The organism is Stappia sp. TSB10P1A (assembly GCF_900185725.1).
GTDB lineage: Bacteria > Pseudomonadota > Alphaproteobacteria > Rhizobiales > Stappiaceae > Stappia.
Genome location: NZ_FYAU01000032.1, coordinates 138270 through 158640, shown reverse-complemented (window position 1 = coordinate 158640; position 20371 = coordinate 138270). Strand labels below are relative to the sequence as shown.

The window sequence follows — 20371 nt, the reverse complement described above, 5'->3', positions numbered from 1 at the left end:
GGGATGATTAAAAGAGCCCGAAATCAGGCCTGTTCAACAAGTATCTAGACCCGTGCGGTGGTCGGCGGCTATTGGCGGCGAATAGGATGGGTAAGGTCTCGAATGAGGTGGAAAGCCAAACGACGGCTTACGGTAGCCTGACCAGGAAAGTGGCCACTCACTGAGCCAATCACTTCGGCGACAACGCGCCGCCAAAAAACATGAGGTGAAGCCTGGGATCGTGGTATAATTGCGATGCAATTGAGGCTTGGGGGAATATGGGCAATCCGCAAAACTTTAGCATCGACGTTCCGCACAGGTGCCAGATACTTCTCGAACAGCTTTGGCCGTCAGTGTCGAACAAAGCCGATGGAAGGTTACTTCCGTTGAATGCCTCATTTCTTCTGGCGATCTCCACACCCATGGTGAATTTGCCGATTGAGAGGATTTGGAAGCCGCAAATGGGCAGAGCGGTTGGCCACCTCAATGATGGCGTCCTTGACGCTTCGCTGGCGAAGGCAGTTAAGGGGCATATAAGTCAGAGCCCAGTTGCAAATGCTCCGTTCTACAAAGCCGGTGCGTGGCGCTATAGTTATTTGCCCAAGGGCGCGGAACTGCCAGACCTCTCCAAGCAGGGCCTACCAGCTGTAGTACAGCACGAGCTTGCTGCGGATGGCGCGGTGGCGGATGCCGACGCGCTTGCGACCGAGACATTCTGCAGCATTCTGCGAAACGGTTTGGCTCACGGAGGCGTGCTTTACCTCGATAAAAACGGTCAAACGGTGGAAGGCGCGCCGGTTACCAGGTTCTGCTTTGTCAGCACGAAGCAAAAAAAGCAGGCGGTTGTAGGCCTGCATTTTCTGCAGATCACGATGCAGGAATATCGCGCGTTTCTGGGTAGGTGGGTTGGCTGGCTTCAAAGCGCCACTGCCCGAGGGGCAGAGTTAGCCGCTGACCGAACCATTCCCCGAGAGGAGATCCTCGGGCTTCAGGCGCCATGACGCAATATCCTGATCGATTAATTCCCAGTTCGCATCAAGCTCGGGCATGTCGGCTGCCGACATCGCAGCCATGTCTAGCCCTTCGAACTGGTTACCCTGGTAGACGGCTAGGGTAGAGACCGCTCCGTTGGCAAACCAGAGCCCGATCAGGTCACCAATCTCCTTTAGAGCTTTGATCACTTCCCTCGCGTCGCGTATGTCAAATTCCTCGAGACCCTTCCCCAGGCGACTCTCAGCGTTGCCTGCATGAGCGATGTGGGTGGAGGCATGGTCGCTGATGCGATCAAGTTCCTTGAGACGTGTTTCGATCAATTCTAGAACGGCGGGATCTATCAGGTCGGTCTCGCTCCGATCCGCTTCCCTGACCCCGCTGAGATAATCGAAGTCTCGATGACTATATTCGCTGAGGGTTAGGGCAGGGTCGCCCCATATTGCTCTTCCCGCAGCGGCTTTCAGGGCCTCCCAGTTCTCCTGTCGAAGTACGTCGAGATCGTAGCGGCACATCCGAAGGTGCTCGACGTATACTCGTCGGGTCAGTTTAGGTCGGCAAGCTTTCACGTCATTCAGGATCGCCCGAAGTGAATAAACCCCGCGTGGTCCAACAAGTGGGTGCGGATCGAGCAGCTTCCTGGCCCCGAGAAGCAGACTGGACCAGTAACCCTTTGCCAATAGATCAAACAACATCTGATTTAACGATGGACTGTCACCGTCTGGTACTTCTGCCCGCTGCCGTTGACTGGCGAGATTGACAACCGTGATTGCCGTTCGAAACGCGGCATGATCCCACAGCATGGCTTCAATGGCCGCCAGGACGCCGGTGGTGTCATCGGTGTAGGCCATCTTCCAGTTTGCGATGCGCCGAAGTAGTGCGTCGTCTGCCTGTTTGCCCAAAATTCCCCCTCGACCTTCAAGTATGCCATCAGCCGATCCAGTATAGCGCTTCAGATAGCTGATCTACGAGTATCTGGCCTGAGATAGCTGCGTCCCCTTTCGTGGACTGCGTCGGCTTCTTGGTTGTCGCCGTCGTTTCTGTAGCGGCACGGGGTCGAAACCAGACGCCATTCCTAAGCATCTTCGTCATTCTCTGTCGGGGGCTATTCAGAAGGATCTACATCGCGCGACAGCTCTTTCAAGAACCTGTCTCCCGTCGCGAGACGACGGCCGAGCGTCTGCATAAAGCGCTCGAACCGTTCCGCTCCCTTCGCACGCGCGGAGGCTTGCGCGTTCTCCGGGAGCGGCGGCGTGGAGGAGAGCCAGATGTTGATGAAGAGCGAGATGGTCTCGCCGAGCACGGCGAAATCTTCGTCGATCGTATCGATCTGACGGCCGAGCTTGTCGAGGCGGCGAGACATAGCCGCCTCCAGCTTCTCCGTCGTGTCGCCGGACAGGAACGATGCCACGGCCGCTTCGACGATGGCGGATTTGGAGATGTTCCGGCGCAGCGCCAGCGCCTCGACCTGCTTGAGCAAGGCCGGGTCGAAATAGACGTTCATGCGGGTGCGGGTTGTCATGGCGCGCTCCTCAAAGCTCGATGCCGTCGCCGGGATCGAGCGCGGCTTGCCGCGCGACCATCCGCATACGAGCGCGAATGGCGTTGGCCTTGGCGGCTTCGACATCGGGTTCGTCGTCCAGAAGCTCGAACTCGTGCTCGGACGGCGGCGGCGGGGGCAGGATTTCTTCGTGCTCGGGCAGTGCGGGTTCGCGGCGAATGCCGGCATTGGCGGGATCGCCGCCGTCATGGCCTCCGCCGGCTCCGCCAGTCTGGCCAGCCGCCGCGACGACGCGGCCGGACCAGTCATCGGTTGCGGGGGCGTTCGCAGGTGCGGCCACCAGCTGGGGCGGCGCGACGATGCGCTCCTGCAAGCGCGCGTCCTCGAAATACTTCGCCTTGGTGGCGCGGATTGGCGGCGTGCCCGCCACCATGACGATTTCCTCATGGGGCGGGAGCTGCATGATTTCGCCCGGCGTCAGCAGCGGCCGCGCCGTCTCCTGCCGCGAGACCATCAGATGCCCGAGCCAGGGCGACAGCCGATGGCCGGCATAGTTGGTGGAATCGCGCAGCTCGGTCGCGGTGCCGAGCGCATCGGACACGCGCTTGGCGGTGCGCTCGTCGTTCGTGGCGAAGCTGACGCGGACATGGCAATTGTCGAGGATGGCGTTGTTCGGCCCATACGCCCGCTCGATCTGGTTGAGACTCTGGGCGATCAGGAAGCCCTTGAGGCCGTAGCCCGCCATGAAGGCGAGCGCAGATTCGAAGAAGTCGAGCCGCCCCAGCGCCGGAAATTCGTCCAGCATCAGCAGCAGCCGATGGCGTTCTCCGGAGTTGGTCAGCTCCTCGGTCAGCCGGCGGCCGATCTGGTTGAGGATCAGGCGAATGAGCGGCTTGGTGCGGTTGATGTCGGAAGGCGGCACGACAAGGTAGAGGCTGACGGCTTTCCTGCTGCCGACGAGATCGGCGATGCGCCAGTCGCAGCGTGCAGTCACACGCGCCACCACCGGATCACGGTAGAGGCCGAGGAACGACATGGCGGTCGACAGCACGCCCGACCGCTCGTTGTCGGACTTGTTCAGCAGCTCGCGGGCCGACGAGGCGATGACGGGATGAACTCCGGCTTCGCCGAGATGCGGCGTGTCCATCATCGCGCGCAAAGTGGCTTCGACCGGGCGGCGCGGATCGGAGAGGAAGTTGGCGACGCCTGCGAGCGTCTTGTCCTTCTCCGCATAGAGAACATGCAGGATCGCGCCGACCAGCAATGAATGGCTGGTTTTTTCCCAATAGTTGCGCTTGTCGAGCGAGCCTTCGGGATCGACTAGGATGTCGGCGATGTTCTGGACGTCGCGGACTTCCCATTCCCCTTGCCGGACCTCCAGCAGCGGATTGTAGGCGGACGATTTCGCATTGGTCGGATCGAACAACAGGACGCGACCATGCTTGGCTCGAAAGCCAGCGGTCAGGCCCCAATTCTCGCCCTTGATGTCGTGGACGATGCAGCTTCCCGGCCAGGTGAGCAGGGTCGGGACGACGAGGCCGACGCCCTTGCCCGATCGGGTCGGGGCGAAGCACAGCACGTGCTCGGGGCCGTCATGACGCAGGTAGTCGCAATCATAGCGACCGAGCACGACGCCATCGGGACCGAGCAGGCCGGCGGCGCGGATTTCCTTGTCTTCGGCCCAGCGTGCCGATCCGTAGGTCGCGACATTGCGCGCCTCGCGCGACCGGATGATGGACATGGTGATCGCGGCAACCATGGCGAAAAGGCCGCCGGATACTGCGATGATGCCGCCCTCGGTGAAGATCGCGGGGGCATAGGCATCGAAAGAGAACCACCACCAGAAGAAGGCGGGTGGGTAATAGATCGGCCATCCCGCCAGCTCGAACCAGGGGCTTCCAAGCTGCGCCTGAAAGCCGAGCCGCCACGCGGTCCATTGCGTCGCCAACCACATCATCACGAACACGATGGTCAGGACGACGGCAATCTGGCCCCAGAGAATTCGGCCTCCACGCATACGAGCTCCAATCGGCAAAATTGTTGGAGCCGATCAGAGAATGCGGGATTTCGGAAGGAGCAACAGTTAAGACGATGCTGGAGGGCGGCCGGATACTGTCGACGGCGAATAGGATGGGCGCGTCAAATCTATTCTGCGCACGCCGTGGTTTCTGTTCGCCGCATCTTCGATGCTAGTGTGAGCAGATTTCGTAATGCGGCGCCGCGATTGTTCGGTGACCAGACCGCCGAGAAAACCACGGGATCAGGTTCATCAATGATCGGAGCAAGCGCGACACCAAACGTAGGAGAAAGCTGGCTCGCAGCTCCTAACAGCGTGATTCCGAAGCCCTGCGCTACCATGGATAGAAGTGTGCCGCGCTCAACCGCGAATCGATGGATGGCAGGCGGCGGCCACCCTCGCGCAAGCCGCAAGATAATATGGTCGTGAACTTGTGGTCCGGTCCCACCATGACGGACAAGAAAAGTCTCAGCAGCGAGATCAGTCCACTGGACACCTGCCCGGCCGGCCAGTCTATGCTTTGACGGGAGCGCGACGACGAGCGGCTCAGTCCATATCGGCCGGGAATGGCAATCGGGCAGCTCAAAAGTGCCAACAAGGAACGCCACGTCGAGCTGACGGGCGCGTAGTTGCGTAATGGCGTCGCGTGCCGATCCTTCGGCCATATCAAGTGCTATGGCCGGATATTGCTCACGGTATCGCGTCAGCAGGAGATCGAGAAAGCTGCCTGCTATCAGGCCGTGAACACCGACGCGCAGGCGGCCGGATTCTCCCGATGCCGCCAAGCTTGCGGATTTCACGGCATTCTCAAGGTGGTCGACGCCGGCTGTCACGCGTTCGACAAAATAGCGTCCAGCTTCCGTCAGGCGAACGCCGCGGGTATTGCGCTCGAAGAGCGGAGTGCCAAGCTCATCTTCCAGCGCCTTTATGCGAGCGCTGACACTTGACTGGCTAGTGCCCAATGCTTTCGCCGCGTGGTGAAAGTTGAGATGCTCCGCAACGGAAATTACTTGAATCAACGAGGCCATAGAGATGCGGTTGCGCAGGATCGCACAGCAGGTCAATGGTTTCGATTCTGCTTCTGTTGACCTAATCGTTTGCCCGGCCTTGTTAGCGACGGCCATGGAATGCGCTCCTCCGTGCTCGCTTCACTCGTGGCCATCGCACTCGAAAATGAGGAATCCATCTAGGTTGCGTTTTGCAATGTTGAAAACGCGGGCAATTGAGTCTCCCGTACTTGGAAGGAAGGCTAGACGTTCAGGAGGTCAAGCTTGGACGCTTTAAAAACGGCCGACGATAACGTCAGTGAACCGAGCTTCCGGCGCGCGCAATGCAAGTGCTCTCTGGCCATCGAACTACTAATTTTCAGCTGGGCCGCGATCTGCTTGGGCGCATAGCCGCGCGCGTAAAGCTCAAGGCATTGTTGCTGTCGATGGCTCAGGCGGACTTGCCTCGGCTCCCGTGCATGAAGCAGGAATGCGACTTCATGGAGGTAGGGAGCAAGCGCGGAAACAAACGCCTGGTAGCGCCATCTTTTTTGTTCCCACTCCCGGCAGGAATGAAATGATGTCAGCGTTATAAGCGCTCGCTCCCCGGAGGCTCCCCGCATCGGTACAGACACTCCTTGCCGCCCAACGCCGAAGCTTTCTGCCTCCGCAAATAGCCAGCGCAGCGAGGCCGTGCTGGCAACTGCCTGCCAATCGAACGGCAGCTTCCTGGTGATGCCGTCGGCAATCGGGTCGATTCCTAGATAGCCACGATCAAAGTAACGGCCTTCCCATTCCCTTGAATATGTAACGTATCGAATCGGATCGTCAGCAGGCGCCAATGCGCCGTCAGCCATATAAGCAATATTAGCGGCATCGATCTCTGTAGATATTTCCATCAGAACAGATTGTATCTGGTTCTCAAACTTGACGTTCTCTAGCCTCCGTACAGCGTCTTGCAGCACAATCATCGCACATCTCCTCCCGGCCTGCTCGTCGGAAGATGCTGCATGTATTGCCCGGCTACAGCAACCGTGCCTTATAGTCCCAAGCCGCGTTGCCGCCCCAACTGCCACGACACCGATCCGCCTTGAACGACGCCACTGACTTCGCGCCCGAGTTGGCGGTCGATGACCGGCCGCCATGGGACCATCGTGAACTCGTGGCTCTGCTCGACTAGGGCGAATTTGCCGCTCAATAGCTGGACGGTGCCGGTGAACTTGCCCGCGATGGTCTCGCCGTCAGCGGCGGGGCGAAAGGGCAGGTTCTTGCTTGCAGCCAGCTCGCCGCCGATGCGTTCGATCTCCCGTGCGCGCAACGTGGCGAGAAGGTTGCGCCGGTAGAGCGTGCCGCCGTTCGGGCCGGGCGAAGCATCGCCATGGTCGATATGATGCCGGCGGCGTCGGTCGATCGCGTCGCGAACCTGCTGGCCGAAGCCGGCCGGCGCAAGGTCGGAAGCGTCGGGCGTCACCAGCCGGCGGTCGAGCCAGGTCGCGCCGTCCGCGCCGATCTGCTGTTCGAGCCGGGCGGCCGAGAGGATGCGAATATTGGTCTGCCGGTTGCGGCCGGCGTCATAGGCGGCGGCGCGGCTCTCGAAGTCCTCGGGGATGCGCCACTGGTCGGCGTCGATCCGCTCGGCGATTCCGGCGCGGCGCAGCGCCTCCAGTCGGCGCACATGGGCACCGACGTAGCCCTCATAGTCGCCGCCCGGAACACGGCCTTCGAACCTCGCCTGTTCGAGATGGCGGCTCGGCCGATAGACGCCGCCCTCGGCGATGCCTGCGATGGTCCGATCGGATGGCCGGCTCGCCGTCTCGGCCGGGCCGATCTCGATGACGCTGCCGATCCGCGTATCCTCGACGCGGGCTGGATCGATGCCGGCGATATGGTGGGTGCGCCCGTCCACGCCAACGACCACGACGGTCAGGTTCTCGCCCAGCTCGTCGGTGAGATATTTATCGACGACGCGGCCGGTGATCGCGACTTCGAGCGCAGCGTCGTGAATCTGGAACGTCATCGGATCTCGCTCCAATCCGTCGGCCTTCAGCGCCTTGTGCATATTTCGGATGATGTCGCCGCGCTCGCCCAGCTCGCGCAGCGCCGGTTCCATCCGCTCGCTCAATTCCCAGACGCCGGGCGCGTGCTCGGTGGCGAGGCCCATCTTCTCCAGCTTGCCGAGACGGCGCAGGCGCAGCGTGCGGTCGAACTGGCGGCGATGATCGGCCGCCTCATGGCGCAGGTCGAGGAAGCGGTCTTCGGCTTCCTCGGACATGGCGCGGTCGATACGGGTGAAGCGGTCCTGATCGATCTCGGCCGAGAGCTTGCGGCTCTGCTCGATCTCGGTGACGGGACCGAGTTCGAGCGTCGCCAGATCGCTCGCCCGCTCGCGGATGCCGTTGGCGAGATAGTCGCCGTTGATAACGAGGTTCTCGCCCAACTCGTCCTTGCCGCGCACGATGACATGGACGTGGGGATGGCCGGTGTTGTGGTGATTGACCGCGACCCAATCGAGCCGGGTGCCGAGATCGGTTTCCACCTGAGCCATGAGGTCGCGCGTATAGGCGGTGAGATCGGAAAGGTCTGCGCCATCCTCGGGCGAAACGATGAACCGAAACTGGTGGCGATCGTCCGCACCGCGCTCGACGAAGGCAGCGCCGTCGGCGCGGTCGTCGGTCGCCGAATAGACCTGGCCTTGCTCGCCATCGCGGGAAGTGCCGTCACGCTGGATGTAGCGAAGATGGGCGACGGATTTGCCATTCTTTCCCGCGCCCTGGACGTAGCGGGTTTTGACGACGACGCGTCGCTGACCGGGGCTGCTGTGCTTCCATCCGCCCGACAAGGTTCGGGCGCGCACGAAGGCCGCGCCACGTCCCCGTTTCAGGCCCGGTGCGCCGCTCGCCCGCGAAGCCTTGCCGCCCATGGCCGACGCCTGCGTGCGGGCGCGCTGCGATGATGATCCCGACGAACGCGACGGGCTGTTGCTCTGCTGGCGGGCGATCTTCTTCGCCTGCGTGAGAAAGCTCTTGGCCTTGCCCATCTTCGGGGCATCGCTGCGGACGCGCCCGGGCCTCGGGCGGAAGCGAAACTCCTCGTCGTCGCTCAAACCCGCGCCTCCGGCCCGAAGGCGTCCAGAGCGGGGAAACGGCTCGATTTCGGGCTATGGTGCCGCTCGAAACCCAGCAAAGGCAAGGCTTTGCGCGACATCGCGGCACGCGGGCTCCAAAATGAAGGTGCCGCAAGCGCCGCGCCAAAACAGTGTGCAGACAAGGGCTTGCCCTGAAACCGGCCCGACGTGGTGCCAGTTTCCTTTATCTTGCCCTCCGCCTTTTCTGACCTTTCCGCCCTTCCGACCGGGAATGCAGCGAGGCGCGACCCCGCCTGACTGCACACCGGGCCAAGCGCAAGCGGACGCGGTAACGCTATCCTCATGGCGCCCTCCCGTCGTCGGCCCGCGCGACGAACATTCGGCGGTCTCGCGACTCCGCATCGCGATGCGCGCGCACCGGAACGGTGGGGCGAGAGTCGCCTGATGTACCGATGGTCTGCACTGGATCGGCTGTTCGCGTGTCGGTCGGGCGCATGACGAAGAGCGGTGCGTCGCGCCAATCGGGCGGCGGCTCCGCGCGTTTCGCCGGATCGCCGGACGGAGCCGCGCCGCCGAGCAACGGTACGAGCGCGGCGACATAGGCGCGGGTTTCTGCCGGCAGCGGCCGGCCCCTCGCGCGATGATCGTCATAGCGGCCGGGACCGGCATTGTAGGCGGCGAGCATCGCCGCGACAGTGCCGTAGCGATCCCACATCTCGCGCAGATAGGCGGTGCCTGCGAGGATGTTATCGCGGGGATCGTAAGGATCGCGGCCGAGGCGATAGCGCATGCGCAGGCCCGCCCAGGTGTCGGGCATGACCTGCATGAGCCCGATCGCGCCCGCCGTCGAGATCGCGCGCACATCGCCCGCGCTTTCGGCGCGCAGCACCGCACGAATCCAGTGCTCGGGAATGCCGAAGCGCTGCGACGCCTCGGCGATATGCGCGCCGTAATCGCTGACGGGCCGCGCGACGACGGCAGATTGCGCGATCGTGACAGTCGGCCCGGACGAGAACGCCAGCACGGCCAGCGCGATCAGGAGGGCATAGCGGCGTGCCGACCTTTCTCCGCCGAACCGCCAGCCTGCCAGCGTGCTCGCTGCGGTCAAGGGTGCGCGCGAAGCGCCGGCCGGTGGCTGCCCTTGACCTTCGCTGCGCGCGCCGGCCGACGTGTGGTCGAGCGGGACAGAGGAATGAGACGGCATTCCCGCGAACAAAGGAATACGAGCTTTGAGCGCGATGATGACGGGAGGACGCATGGCCTCAGTCCCGTTCTTCACGCGGTTTGAGGCGCGTCCAGTGCAGCGACCATGACGATCCCGCATCGTCGTCGCGGAACAGGTTGGCGCGGATCGGCTGCGGCAATGCCGGATCGTCAAGCAGGATGGAAAGATATTCGCCGGCCTTCTCGCCGGTGCGTTTCCATGCCGCGCCGATCTCCGGGCCATCGTCGGCTCCGTGATGGACACGGAAGTCCGGCACATTCTCCGCGTCCGACGGATCGGCGGGAACGATGGTAAGTTCGCGGTAGAGCGTGAGGGTGTGAACGCGCCCGGTGAAGCCGGACCCTTCGCGCGTGAACTGACCGATTTGCGGCATGACTGTCTCCATGCGGTGGCGTTGGGAAAGCCAACGGCGGGCACCGCTCCCGCCGATGGGGAAGCGGTCAGTGCGTCGGCGCTCGCCAGACTAAGCGGCCGTCGCCGTCCTCGTTGGTCCAGAGCGGCAGCGCGCGGCCGATGACGGCGCTGGCCGGAATGGGACCGAAGTAGCGCCCGTCCAGGCTGTCGCGGGCGTCGATGTTCATGAGGAAGAGCTGGCCGTCGGCGATGACGCGACAGCCCTGCCAGACCGGCAGCGTGCGCCCGATCCGGTCGCGGTCGAGCGCGTCGCCCATCTTCACGCCATCGACGGTGATGGCGCGGCGGGAGCGGCATACCCGCTGTCCCGGCAGGCCGAAGACACGCTTCAGAAGCGGCACGCCGCGACCGACATAGCCGCGCGCCACCATGAATCCGGCGAGCGGTTCGGGCGGCATGACCGCGACCAGCTCGGGCACGGCGAGCCGCTCAGCCGGTTCTATGGTGTAGAAGCCGACCGGCGCGCTGGCGGTGACGTTCCATAGGAGTTTCGTCGGCATGTCGGCTACGCTGGTGGCGGCGATGCCGGTCACGGAGAGCAGCGTCACCGCGAGGATGCGGTGGCGGCTCATGGATCGATCCTCCGGCGGCCGATCCATGCGGCATGGCGCTCTGGCGTATAGGCGGCAGACTCCAGCCCGGCGCTGAGCCGGTTATGGACGTGCCGCCAGTGATCGGGGGAAGCGTCGGCGGGATCGAGGCCGAGCGCTTCCACCGCGTCGATCGCGGCAAGCGCGCGCTGCACCTTCGGCCAGCCGTCGAGCCGCAACAGGATCTCGCCGCCGGGGCGAACGAAAGGCAGTGTCTGGAACGGCTCACCGCGGCCGATGGTGCGGACGATGTCGATGCGCGAGACGATTGTGCCATGCTCGCCGGCCGCCCAGCGAACGAAGGCGAAGATGCTCTCGGGCGCGAAGCCAACGACGCTCCGGCGACGATCGAGGATTTGTTCGTAGGCTTTGCGGCCGAAGCGTATCCAGTGCTCGACCCTGCGTTTCTCGAAGGTCAGCTCGACCAGGGTGGTGAACGGTGCTGACCCGTCCGGCAGCGGACGGCCGTGCGCGCGATGAGAAGGTCTGCCGCTCATGACCGGCCTCCATGGCGGTCGTCGTCGGCGAGCATGTCGCGCAGCACGTCGGCGATGGAGCGGCCGGCACCGGCACCACGCCTCGCGCGCGGGTGCGTCAAAGAAGAAGAGTTAGATTCTCTGTTAGACTCTAAGTTAGCAGCCGGATTCCGAGTTTCAGGCCATAGGTTTAGCTGCGATCCGTGCGCCTGATGTGCCGATAGGGCTGCGCCCGATGTGCCGATACCGCGTGCGCCTGATGTGCCGATGGTTTCCACAGGCGTATTCACAGGCACTGTGGACAGGATTTCGGGGCGGATGCGCAGTAGCTCGCGACCGCGCTCGCGCTCGATCTGAAGGCGGTAGCCTGGGAGCGGCTGGCGGGCGGCGATCCGGCGCAGGTCGAGCGCGAAGTCGGAGGCACGCGCCATGCTGCCCGACTTCACATGGAGATGCGCGACCTCGAACAGCCAACCGTTGCGCTGGTGGCCGGCGTGCTTGCGGGCGACACGATAAAGCCAGCGTTCAATGCCGCCCGTCAGCCGGAAATAGGCAGGGTCGATGTTGAGGACGAGCGTGCGATCGACGACGCTATTGTAGAACCATTCGGGCAGGACGAATTCCATTCCCTCGACGCGGCCGGCGCGCGTCGTCATCTCCTCCCATTCGTTGATCCACGAGAATTGCCGACGCTGCCAATGCGGGCCGTTGCGGATCGTGGTGGCGATGACGGTCGATTGCAGGCGCGCGAGCGCGGCTTTCAGCAGCACATATTGACGGTTGCCGGTCGGCCGCCCGATGGCGCGCAGCAGATGATAGGGCGTGAAGCGGAAGAAGCGCGAGGTGCGCAGGCCGTCATTCTCGGCCGCCACGATCTGCGAGGCCGCCCATATCAGCACGTCGGCGTCCCATATGGTCGCCATGCCGTGTTCGGGCATGGCGAGCACCTGCACCTCGACGTCGGCCGCCTTGTAGAGAATGGGTTTGGTGCGCGGCGTCTTCGCCAGCGAGAAGAAAGGCCGCTCCATGAGATCGCGCTGATCGCGCGGGCTAGCGTCGCCCGTCGCGACCACGAACGGAGGCAGGTGATTGCGCTCGCTCGTGTCGGCCGGCTGCGCTGGGCTGTGATCGTCGTGCAGCATTCAGCACTTGCCCCGCTCTTCGGGCGTCAGCGGACGCGCGGGGAAAACCGTGCCGACATCCGTGTCACGAGTGGATTTGCGGCTGCCGATGTCGGACCAGACTTCGAGATCGCGGATGGTGTAGAGGACGCGGCCGCCGATCTTGCGATAGGTCGGGCCGGTCCCGTAGGTGCGGTGCTTCTCAAGGGTGCGGATGGAAATGCCGAGGAAGCGGGCGGCTTCCTGCGTGCGCAGGAGTCGTCGCGGCAGGCCCGCCAATGGATTGGCCATGGAGTCACCTCTGGTTCGTCGTGATGCGCGCTGCCTTCGTGGCAGCGGGCTACGGCGAACGATGGCGAGGGATCGGCGGCGGGGAGCGTGCCGCATTTGCGCTTATGCGCAGGCGGCACCCCTGGGCGTGCAGGCTGGAACCCCTGTTCGGAGACAGGAGCGGCGGGCTTCTGGCTACATGTTATGACTAGATGACTACTTTGGCGCGCTGGTATTCTTCAGCAATTCGCCCGGCTCGATCCCAAGTGCCTCGGCGATCTGGCCAAGAACCGTGACACTGGCGGACACGTCGCCACGTTCGATGGCTCCGATGTAACGCATACTCAAGCCTGCCCGGTCGGCGAGTTCTTCCTGCGTCAAATTTTGATCATGGCGGATCCGACGCAGATTCCTCGCCATGACCTCCTTGAGATCCATGACAAAAGAGGAACCAGCATAGGAACGATCCTTCTAGGAACGATCATTCCCATTCGTATCAGACCATGCTATTCATCGGGTTGTCCTGAAGTGCTTCATTATGTCCGCGTTCTCGATAAAAAAGGGCGGAATTCATGCGTGAACGGCCTCTGCTTGACCCAGATGTTGAAGATGAGGCCCCCAGGGGGGCCGATATCACGACCTATGACGAACAGCACTACGTCACCTATTTGCGGCTGTTAGATGCCAGCCGAGACGGCGCAGACTGGCAGGAAGTCGCCCGTATCGTTCTGCATCGCGATCCCGACCGTGACGAAGCAGGGACGAGGCGATGCTGGGAAAGCCATCTCGAACGTGCGCGATGGCTCTCAAATAAAGGCTATCGACGTATTCTCGAACAAGAGATTGCCAACAATCAATTATAGGCTAACCGGAAGATGACGTCGTGCCGAAACGCCATTGTCGGCACGAGGATTGAGATGCTTAAGGCGGGATCATCTATTGAGCAATGGAGATAAGGAAGACGCCATTACAGTCTCTGGCGTCGAGAAAAGATTCGGGTGGGGAGGCCGTGCTTTCAAGGCGCTCGATGGGCTTTCTCTTGGTGTTCCCCAAGGCTGCGTATACGGCCTCCTGGGCCCGAACGGTGCCGGCAAGAGCACGTTGCTACGGATCATAGCTGGCCTCGTGCGCCCTGATCGGGGCTCGGTTTCCATCTTCGGAGAGAATGCTGGCAGGGAATCGCGACGCCGCCTCGGCATGTTGATCGAAGCCCCGGCGTTCTATCCGTTCCTGACCGCACGCGAGCATTTGGAAATGTTCGCTTGGATGAGCGATACCGTCACGATGGTAGAGCCTATTCTGCGGCGCGTTGGCATCGGCTACGCCGCTGACAAAAAAGTAGCTGCATTCTCGTTGGGGATGAAACAACGCTTGGGGATCGGCTGCGCGCTCGTCGGCCGTCCAGATGCTATCGTTCTCGATGAGCCGACCAACGGTCTCGATCCGGATGGCATCCTCGAAATGCGTTCGCTGATCGTGGATCTAGCCCAGAGGGACGGTATCACCGTGCTGCTTTCGAGCCATCTCCTCGACGAGGTGGAGCGCGTTTGCGAACGCGTCGCGATCTTGCGCAGCGGGAAAATGGCGGCGCATGGGAAAGTCACTGACCTGCTCGACAGCCAAGCTCGCTTTTGGCTCAACGTTGATTCACCGCAAGCCGTGTTGGAGCGTTTGGCATCGCGGGCCGATGCTGGTGATGGTGGAGTTTATGTTCGAATTGAGCGCGACGATGCACCTGAACTCATACGCGCGCTTGTAAACGCGAACATCCGGATATTCGAAGCAAAATGGATCACTCCCGATCTGGAGTCGGTCTTCCTGTCGGAAACGCGGAGAGAGCCACAATGAGCGCTCTACTCTCGGCAGAACTTCTGAAGCTTCTACGACAGCCAGGCATTCTATTCTGGGGGTTTCTGTCGGTTCCCGCTGCCGCAGTCGGCCTTAAGATCGCGCTGGAGAGTTTTTTCGTCCTCCGATCAGGAAACCTCCCGCAAGCACAAGCCGATGCGCTTCTTTCAGCCGCGCAATCATTGGGCATCGCAGGCAATCCGATTGCACAGCTTCTCTATGCGATCGGTGTTTCCTCTGTCTTCTACGTCGAATACCGCTTCTCGGCTTGGCGTAACCTCGTGCCACGGACAGGGCGTATTCCTCTCCTCGCCGCAAAGTTCGCTGTTTGCCTCCTGTGCATGGTCATCGGTCTTGTTCTGACAGTCGTCGGAGACATGATCCTCAACACTGCGCTTAACTTTCTCGGCGGCGGCACCAGCAATAGAACCCCAGTCCAAGCGGGCAGCATCCTCGTGCTCTGCGCGGCGTTTGTAATCGCCTTTCTCGAACTGGCGACCCTTGCTGCAGTTACCGCGACGCTCACGATCATATTCCGGAGCATGATCGCGGCAGTCGTTCCGGTATTTCTGGTAGGGATAACGTGCTCGATCCTGCAAGCTTATTTTGGCGCTGCCATAGCCAGCGTTCCCATGCCGTCTTTTGCTGCCGATGCTGCGCGAGCATGGCTTTTTATAGGTGCCGAGGGGTCGTACGGCATCACGGGTTTCGGCACACTGCTGGCATGGCTGTTAGCGGCGGTAGCAGCCGGGTCTTTCATATTTTGGCGTCAGCCTCTGAATACCGAGTAGCAGCGAAAACACTCATATAACTCGCTGAAGCCTTGATGAGTGGATCAACGAAATACCAATCTGAGGGACATGCAGATCGAATGATGCGGATACTTAAATATGCGGCCGTTGCATTTGCTCTCTTGCTGGTCGGCCTCGTCGGTTATGGCGCTAAGGGATACTGGGATGCGCTATCGGATGCAGAAAGCTTGCGCACTCGTGCCGACGCGGTGATCGCTCATGGCCGCGGCGGCGACTCTCTGGGGGCAGCCCATAGGGCTATTCTGCTCGCGGTCGAAGACCCGAATTTCTCAACGCATTCCGGTGTTGATTTCTCGACCCCGGGCGCTGGGTTGACCACCATCACTCAATCGGCTGCCAAGCGGCTTGCCTTTGAGGAATTTCATCCCGGCATCGGCAAGATCCGCCAGACCGGTTATGCGCTAGGGCTGGAGAGGCGTCTTTCCAAGGAGCAGATCCTTGCCCTGTGGCTGGAGACGCTGGAAATGGGCAAGGGGCCAAATGGCTGGATAATCGGCTTCCATTCGGCAAGCTCAGCGATCTATGGGCGGCCTCCAGCCGAATTGACCGAGGCCGAGTTTATCCGACTTGCGGCGGTGCTGATAGCGCCGGCCTCCTATGATCTCGTTCGAAGCGACGCCAAGCTCGACGAACGCGCCGCCCGTATCCAGCGTCTGGCAGCCGGGACGTGTGTGCCTGCGGGCTTTTCGGATGTTTGGCTTGAGGGTTGCCAGTAGCGATACACGAATCGTATTCGTGGTCTTATTTTGATCTAATCAGCGTCATGCGCTCTTTTCGTGAGGTAAAGATTGAATGTCCCATAACTACTCATCGTTCCTTACTGTCTCCCTCTTGGCGATTTCACTGTTGGCAAGCACTCTTGCGGCGCGAGCCGATGTGCCTCCCGCCTCCGCGCAAAGCGTAACCTTGGATCGGGCAACGGTCGCCAAAACGATCGGTGGTATCGCCGCCGAGTTGCGGGAGAGCTACGTGTTCCCGGAAAGGGGCGCGCAGGCGGCGGAGGCGCTGGAGAAGGCACTGGCGGAAAACGCCTATGGCGGCGTCACCGATCCAGCGCAGTTTGCGATGCAGCTAACGGAGCAACTCCGGGCGATCACGAAGGACGGTCATGTGCGGGTGATATTCGGTTCGCCCCTCGGCAATCAGCCTACGCCAGCGAGCCCGCAGGATGCCGGTTTCGAGGTGAAGCGGCTAGACGGCAATATCGGCTATATTCATTTGACGCGGTTCGTTCCGCCTGAAGTTTTCAAGCCGGCCGCCGACCAAGCCATGCGTAGCTTGTCAGACACCGCCGCGCTGATCATTGACATGCGGGAGAATGGCGGCGGGCATCCGGCATCCGTTGCCTACCTCGTGAGCTTCTTCCTCGACCAGGGTGCGCGCGTCCATATCAACGACCTCATCTGGCGCAATCGCGGGACGTTGACGTTCAGAACGGAATCGTTCTGGAGTTCGCCGACGCCGGTGCGCTACGTCGGCAAGCCGGTCTACGTTCTGGTCGGTCCGAAGACCTATTCGGCTGGCGAGGAATTCGCATATGACTTGCAAGCCCTTCGGCGGGCGATCGTAGTCGGCACGGCCACCCGCGGAGGTGCGAATCCGGGCGGGCTTAATGAACTCGGATCGGACCTCTTTGTCGTTGTGCCGACTGGCAGGGCTGAAAATCCAGTCACGCGAAGCAACTGGGAGGGTGTCGGCGTACGCCCTGACGTTCAATCAACACTTGAGGACACGCAGGACACTGCAGTGGCGCTGGCGAAGTCCGAGGCTGGCGCACCACAAACGAGTCAACAATAACCGGCGGGCGTTGCCTGCGGCAGAGAGTGCAAACGTTGCGGCAAAGACGTGGAGAGGTGATGTTCTATCGCCATCTCCGACTGGGGAGCTTGATGGGATAGTGCAGTAGCAGTCGATAGCCGCCGCGCATCATTTTGATGCCGTGCGCGATCAGACGGCGGGCCTTGTTCTTGCGCGGATCGAGCTCAAAATCCTCCTTATTGCCGCGAAAGCCTAGCAGGACTTCGGCGACAGTACGATAGCTTTCGCCGCGAAGCCGAGCGTCGAGGGCCCGCAGAGATAGGATGTGCCATTGCCTGAGTTGCGCGGGCAATGCGCGGAAATCGCGCCCCGGCCCGTGGCCCTGAACGGCTTTAACCAATCGACGCGCCGCATGAGAGCGGAGATCGTAGAAGGCGTCCGCCGGCAAGACCGTGCCATAGAAGGCCGCCGCATCGGGAGCGGCCTGGGGCAGCCAGAATTGATGCGCGACGCCGTCAGCCTGCCAGATACCGTGCCAGCCATCCTCAGCCTGGCGGAGGTCGAGACCGTCGAGATGCGCAAGCGTGACGATGGGTTCGGTTTCGCCATTATGGTGCTCCAGCGGCATGAGCCGTATGGCCTGCGGCTGAAGGTGTGGACTCCAGAATAAAGTCTGCCGATCCGATGGGGTTTCAGGATCGGTCGGAAAATCGCAGCCCCCACCGCAGCGCAAAAGCTTCCAGCCGCTCCGGGTCTGGCTCACGCGACGCGATGATGGCCTGAAACTCGCGACGATACTCGTCGTCGCGGCGAAGATACTCCCAAGCGAAACCGGCGGCGGGAATGCTCTTTGCAAATTTATATGCCGCCGGAGAACGCCAGTCGATACTCAGCATTGGCGTTGCCTCTCTATTCGGGCGCACACAAAGCAGTGCCCGGATAGAGATCTTCAAGCATCGATTAAAACAACTGTAGTCGCGCTATCGAGATAACTAGATCGGCTAACGCGATCAATCTATTGGTTTTTTCTTCTTAAAAGTGCTTACGTGTTTCTGCGAGCCGGGCGTAGTCCGGCGAGCGCGGCCATGATCTCGGGCATGGCCGCGCCGCCGATCCGCAACGTCGGATCGGCGCGATTTTTCCGCTCCTGTGATCGCGGGAAGAGGCAGGGCCGCCGGGACCGCGGCCCTGTCGCGTTCGCGGTCAAAGCCCCTTCAGTTTCTGCATCCCTTCCGCCAGCGTCCAGAGCGCACGATTGAGCGTCACATTCTGGTCGATGCCGTTGATGGCGCGGGTCTGGGCGCGGCGGATGCGGCCTTCGGCATTCTGCTTGCGGCCTTGCAGCCCGCCCTTGGTCAAATGCTCCTGAATGACGTTGAACGTGCTCCAAAGGCTCCCGCCCATATCCTCGCGGCGGCGCGGTTCGATGATCTGTTCCGGGCGCAACGGGCTTTCCTCCTCGCCATAGCGGGCGACAAGGCTCGCCTCGGCCAACACGCGGCGCTCTTCTGCGGAAACGCGGATTTCCTTCATGGTCTCGCTGGCGTCGATGAGACGCGGAAAGTCTTCCGCGACGGTGAAGACGCCTTCAATAATCTGATCCTGAATGCCGCCTTTGTGGGGCACGCGGATTTCCTCGAAGCGCTCGCCCGCAATCATGCTGTTGGTGCAGACGAAACGGAGCATCCCGGCGAACATCTGATAGGCGCTCGTCCCGTCATGGCTGTTGACGATGATGACTTCCGCCGCCTTCGGCTTGCCGATCCCGCCATCCCGACGCAGGCGCAGCATGTGCTTTGCGTGGCCGTGGCGCGAACCGTCGCGCGGAACCGACTGCACGGCGAAGAACGGGAACCATCCTTCCCGGCGCAGGCCCTCCACGATGTCGATGGTGGGGACATAGACGTAACGCTCGGAACGGCTGTTATGGGCTTCGCTGGCGAAGATCGACGGGACATGTCGATAAAGCGCCTCGTTATCCAGCGGCTCGCGCCCGCTGATCTGATGGGAGTTGCGGCCGAACCGGGTGGCGAGCTGGTGATACATGTTCTTTCCTTTCGTGGGCTTGGGTTGGAGCGCAGCGCTGCGCTGCAACCCTGGCCGTCGCCGAGACCGGGTGTGCAAACGGAGGTAGGGTTCGCGGGGAACCGGCTGCACGGAGCGCGGCACGCGCGAAGGAAGCTGGGCGGAAGCCTCTCGAAGTGCGCTGAGGGCTGGTCCTAAGCACTTCCCCGGTCAGAACGGAGCGGAGGCCGGGCACAAGAATCTGATCGGGACTAACATCGGAAATCGGAAAGCCACCGCTCGCGATCGGTAGCCCCGCCGGCCCGGAGGCGAACGCGCCTCCACATTGGGCGCGCTGTGGTGAGCCGAAGGCCGCCAGTGACAAGCACCGGCGCTTTTGCTCCGGGACCGCATTTCCAACTGGCGTCAGCCATGCGCCATGGGATTGATGGCGAATGGCGGAAACGCGCCATAGGTGTGGTTTCGACGCAGCCAAAAGCCCGGCCCGAAGGGCAACGCCCAATCCTAGCTACCGATCTCCGTATTGACATCGTGGATACGAACGCCCGTATTCCCACGATGGCAAAACTCGTTTAGCCCTCCGAACCCATCCGTTCCGCTGCTGTCGCGGCGCGCGCCTCGGCGGCCGATGCCAAGGGCAGCATCAACTTGCGGATCGGGGCCGGAACCCGCCAGCTCATCGACGACGCAGCGGTGACACTCGGAAAAACGCGCACCGAGTTCATGATCGACAGCGCCAGACGGCAGGCGGTTGTTGTTCTGCTAGACCAACGCTTGTTCACGCCCGACCCTGAACGCTACGACGCCTTCATGCAGGCGCTCGACAATCCGCCTGCGCCGGGGCCGAAGCTCAAGGCGCTGCTGCACCGGTCTCCGGCATGGCAGAAATAGACGACATGCCGGACCATCCCGAACCGAGCCTGTCTGCCCCCGTTCCTCTGACGGCGGAGCACGACCTTTCGGCGTTCGAGTGCGGCAAACCCGCGCTGAACGACTGGGTCCGCCACCGGGCCTTGAAGAACGAAAGCCAGTTCTCGCGCACCTATATCGTGTGCGCTGGCAATGGGGTCGTCGGCCATTTCTTCATCTCTGCGGGATCGGTGGAGCGGGGCGCGGCTCCTAGCAAGGTGTGACGGAACTCGCCCGACCTGATTCCAGTTTCGTTTCTTGGGCGGCTCGCCGGTAGCCTCGACGATGCGGGAAAGGGTCTGGGCGCGGACCTGCTGTCGGACGCGCCTGCGTCGGGTCGCGCTGGCCTCGCAAAGCATCGGTAT

The 20371-nt window shown here is 62.0% G+C and carries 24 protein-coding genes; 8 read left to right on the top strand and 16 right to left on the bottom strand.

The window, feature by feature from the left end; all coding sequences use genetic code 11:
* Positions 1–257 precede the first annotated feature (257 nt).
* Positions 258–980 carry a hypothetical protein gene (locus TSB10P1A_RS17210; protein WP_186389170.1) on the top strand — a complete coding sequence of 241 codons (723 nt, stop codon included), beginning with the start codon at positions 258–260 and terminating at the stop codon, positions 978–980.
* Here the strand turns inward: TSB10P1A_RS17210 and TSB10P1A_RS17205 are convergent.
* The 13 genes from TSB10P1A_RS17205 to TSB10P1A_RS17145 form a co-directional block, all read right to left on the bottom strand.
* Complete coding sequence (locus tag TSB10P1A_RS17205) at positions 924–1820, bottom strand: hypothetical protein (protein ID WP_244293162.1); 897 nt, start codon at positions 1818–1820, stop codon at positions 924–926. The genes TSB10P1A_RS17210 and TSB10P1A_RS17205 overlap by 57 nt on opposite strands.
* A 254-nt stretch (positions 1821–2074) precedes the next feature.
* Complete coding sequence (locus tag TSB10P1A_RS17200) at positions 2075–2491, bottom strand: CopG family transcriptional regulator (RefSeq protein ID WP_186389169.1); 417 nt, start codon at positions 2489–2491, stop codon at positions 2075–2077.
* 10 nt (positions 2492–2501) lie between these two features.
* Positions 2502–4487 carry a conjugal transfer protein TraG gene (locus TSB10P1A_RS17195; protein WP_186389168.1) on the bottom strand — a complete coding sequence of 662 codons (1986 nt, stop codon included), beginning with the start codon at positions 4485–4487 and terminating at the stop codon, positions 2502–2504.
* A gap of 128 nt (positions 4488–4615) precedes the next feature.
* The gene (locus TSB10P1A_RS17190) at positions 4616–5611 is read right to left on the bottom strand and encodes a LysR family transcriptional regulator (protein WP_371515140.1); all 996 of its coding nucleotides are present in this window, start codon (positions 5609–5611) and stop codon (positions 4616–4618) included.
* A 125-nt stretch (positions 5612–5736) separates the two neighbouring features.
* On the bottom strand, positions 5737–6444 hold the full coding sequence (locus TSB10P1A_RS17185) for a LuxR family transcriptional regulator (RefSeq protein WP_186389167.1): 708 nt from the start codon (positions 6442–6444) through the stop codon (positions 5737–5739).
* Between the two features lie 68 nt (positions 6445–6512).
* A complete protein-coding gene (locus TSB10P1A_RS17180) occupies positions 6513–8576 on the bottom strand; it encodes a relaxase/mobilization nuclease domain-containing protein (protein ID WP_186389166.1) in 2064 nt (687 codons plus the stop codon).
* A gap of 322 nt (positions 8577–8898) precedes the next feature.
* A complete protein-coding gene (locus TSB10P1A_RS17175) occupies positions 8899–9816 on the bottom strand; it encodes a lytic transglycosylase domain-containing protein (protein WP_186389165.1) in 918 nt (305 codons plus the stop codon).
* Between the two features lie 4 nt (positions 9817–9820).
* Positions 9821–10156: a DUF736 domain-containing protein gene (locus TSB10P1A_RS17170; RefSeq protein WP_186389199.1), complete on the bottom strand. Its 336-nt coding sequence runs from the start codon at positions 10154–10156 to the stop codon at positions 9821–9823.
* Positions 10157–10223: 67 nt separating this feature from the next.
* Entirely contained in the window at positions 10224–10769 is a 546-nt protein-coding gene (locus TSB10P1A_RS17165) for a S26 family signal peptidase (RefSeq protein ID WP_186389164.1), read from the bottom strand.
* On the bottom strand, positions 10766–11284 hold the full coding sequence (locus TSB10P1A_RS17160; protein WP_186389163.1) for a DUF2840 domain-containing protein: 519 nt from the start codon (positions 11282–11284) through the stop codon (positions 10766–10768). The genes TSB10P1A_RS17165 and TSB10P1A_RS17160 overlap by 4 nt, the downstream gene beginning before the upstream one ends.
* Positions 11281–12405: a replication initiator protein A gene (locus TSB10P1A_RS17155; RefSeq protein WP_186389162.1), complete on the bottom strand. Its 1125-nt coding sequence runs from the start codon at positions 12403–12405 to the stop codon at positions 11281–11283. The genes TSB10P1A_RS17160 and TSB10P1A_RS17155 overlap by 4 nt, the downstream gene beginning before the upstream one ends.
* Positions 12406–12675, bottom strand: a complete 270-nt coding sequence (locus tag TSB10P1A_RS17150; RefSeq protein ID WP_186389161.1) for an AlpA family transcriptional regulator — start codon at positions 12673–12675, stop codon at positions 12406–12408.
* A gap of 195 nt (positions 12676–12870) precedes the next feature.
* On the bottom strand, positions 12871–13092 hold the full coding sequence (locus tag TSB10P1A_RS17145) for a helix-turn-helix domain-containing protein (RefSeq protein WP_174064969.1): 222 nt from the start codon (positions 13090–13092) through the stop codon (positions 12871–12873).
* Positions 13093–13226: 134 nt separating this feature from the next.
* Between TSB10P1A_RS17145 and TSB10P1A_RS17140 the strand changes: the two genes are divergently transcribed.
* The 5 genes from TSB10P1A_RS17140 (at position 13227) to TSB10P1A_RS17120 (ending at position 17111) form a co-directional block, all read left to right on the top strand.
* Positions 13227–13517, top strand: coding sequence for a DNA -binding domain-containing protein (locus TSB10P1A_RS17140; RefSeq protein WP_186389160.1), 291 nt, complete (start codon positions 13227–13229; stop codon positions 13515–13517).
* 76 nt (positions 13518–13593) lie between these two features.
* Positions 13594–14502, top strand: coding sequence for an ABC transporter ATP-binding protein (locus TSB10P1A_RS17135; RefSeq protein ID WP_186389159.1), 909 nt, complete (start codon positions 13594–13596; stop codon positions 14500–14502).
* Positions 14499–15293, top strand: a complete 795-nt coding sequence (locus TSB10P1A_RS17130) for a hypothetical protein (RefSeq protein ID WP_186389158.1) — start codon at positions 14499–14501, stop codon at positions 15291–15293. Before TSB10P1A_RS17135 ends, TSB10P1A_RS17130 begins: the two co-directional genes overlap by 4 nt.
* A gap of 80 nt (positions 15294–15373) precedes the next feature.
* A complete protein-coding gene (locus tag TSB10P1A_RS17125) occupies positions 15374–16030 on the top strand; it encodes a transglycosylase domain-containing protein (RefSeq protein WP_244293161.1) in 657 nt (218 codons plus the stop codon).
* Between the two features lie 76 nt (positions 16031–16106).
* Positions 16107–17111 (top strand): S41 family peptidase, encoded by a 1005-nt coding sequence (locus TSB10P1A_RS17120; protein WP_186389157.1) that lies wholly within the window; start codon positions 16107–16109, stop codon positions 17109–17111.
* A gap of 64 nt (positions 17112–17175) precedes the next feature.
* On the opposite strand, the gene TSB10P1A_RS17115 is transcribed toward TSB10P1A_RS17120, so the two are convergent.
* The 3 genes from TSB10P1A_RS17115 to TSB10P1A_RS17105 form a co-directional block, all read right to left on the bottom strand.
* A complete protein-coding gene (locus TSB10P1A_RS17115) occupies positions 17176–17700 on the bottom strand; it encodes a DUF2285 domain-containing protein (protein WP_186389156.1) in 525 nt (174 codons plus the stop codon).
* Positions 17701–17764: 64 nt separating this feature from the next.
* Positions 17765–17968: a transcriptional regulator domain-containing protein gene (locus TSB10P1A_RS17110; protein ID WP_186389155.1), complete on the bottom strand. Its 204-nt coding sequence runs from the start codon at positions 17966–17968 to the stop codon at positions 17765–17767.
* 307 nt (positions 17969–18275) lie between these two features.
* Positions 18276–19118 carry a DUF932 domain-containing protein gene (locus TSB10P1A_RS17105; protein ID WP_186389154.1) on the bottom strand — a complete coding sequence of 281 codons (843 nt, stop codon included), beginning with the start codon at positions 19116–19118 and terminating at the stop codon, positions 18276–18278.
* Positions 19119–19685: 567 nt separating this feature from the next.
* Here TSB10P1A_RS17105 and TSB10P1A_RS17100 point away from each other — a divergent pair.
* Both TSB10P1A_RS17100 and TSB10P1A_RS24010 read left to right on the top strand, forming a co-directional pair.
* A complete protein-coding gene (locus tag TSB10P1A_RS17100; protein WP_186389197.1) occupies positions 19686–19988 on the top strand; it encodes a DUF1778 domain-containing protein in 303 nt (100 codons plus the stop codon).
* Positions 19976–20230 carry a hypothetical protein gene (locus tag TSB10P1A_RS24010; protein ID WP_371515139.1) on the top strand — a complete coding sequence of 85 codons (255 nt, stop codon included), beginning with the start codon at positions 19976–19978 and terminating at the stop codon, positions 20228–20230. Before TSB10P1A_RS17100 ends, TSB10P1A_RS24010 begins: the two co-directional genes overlap by 13 nt.
* The last annotated feature ends 141 nt before the right edge of the window (positions 20231–20371 follow it).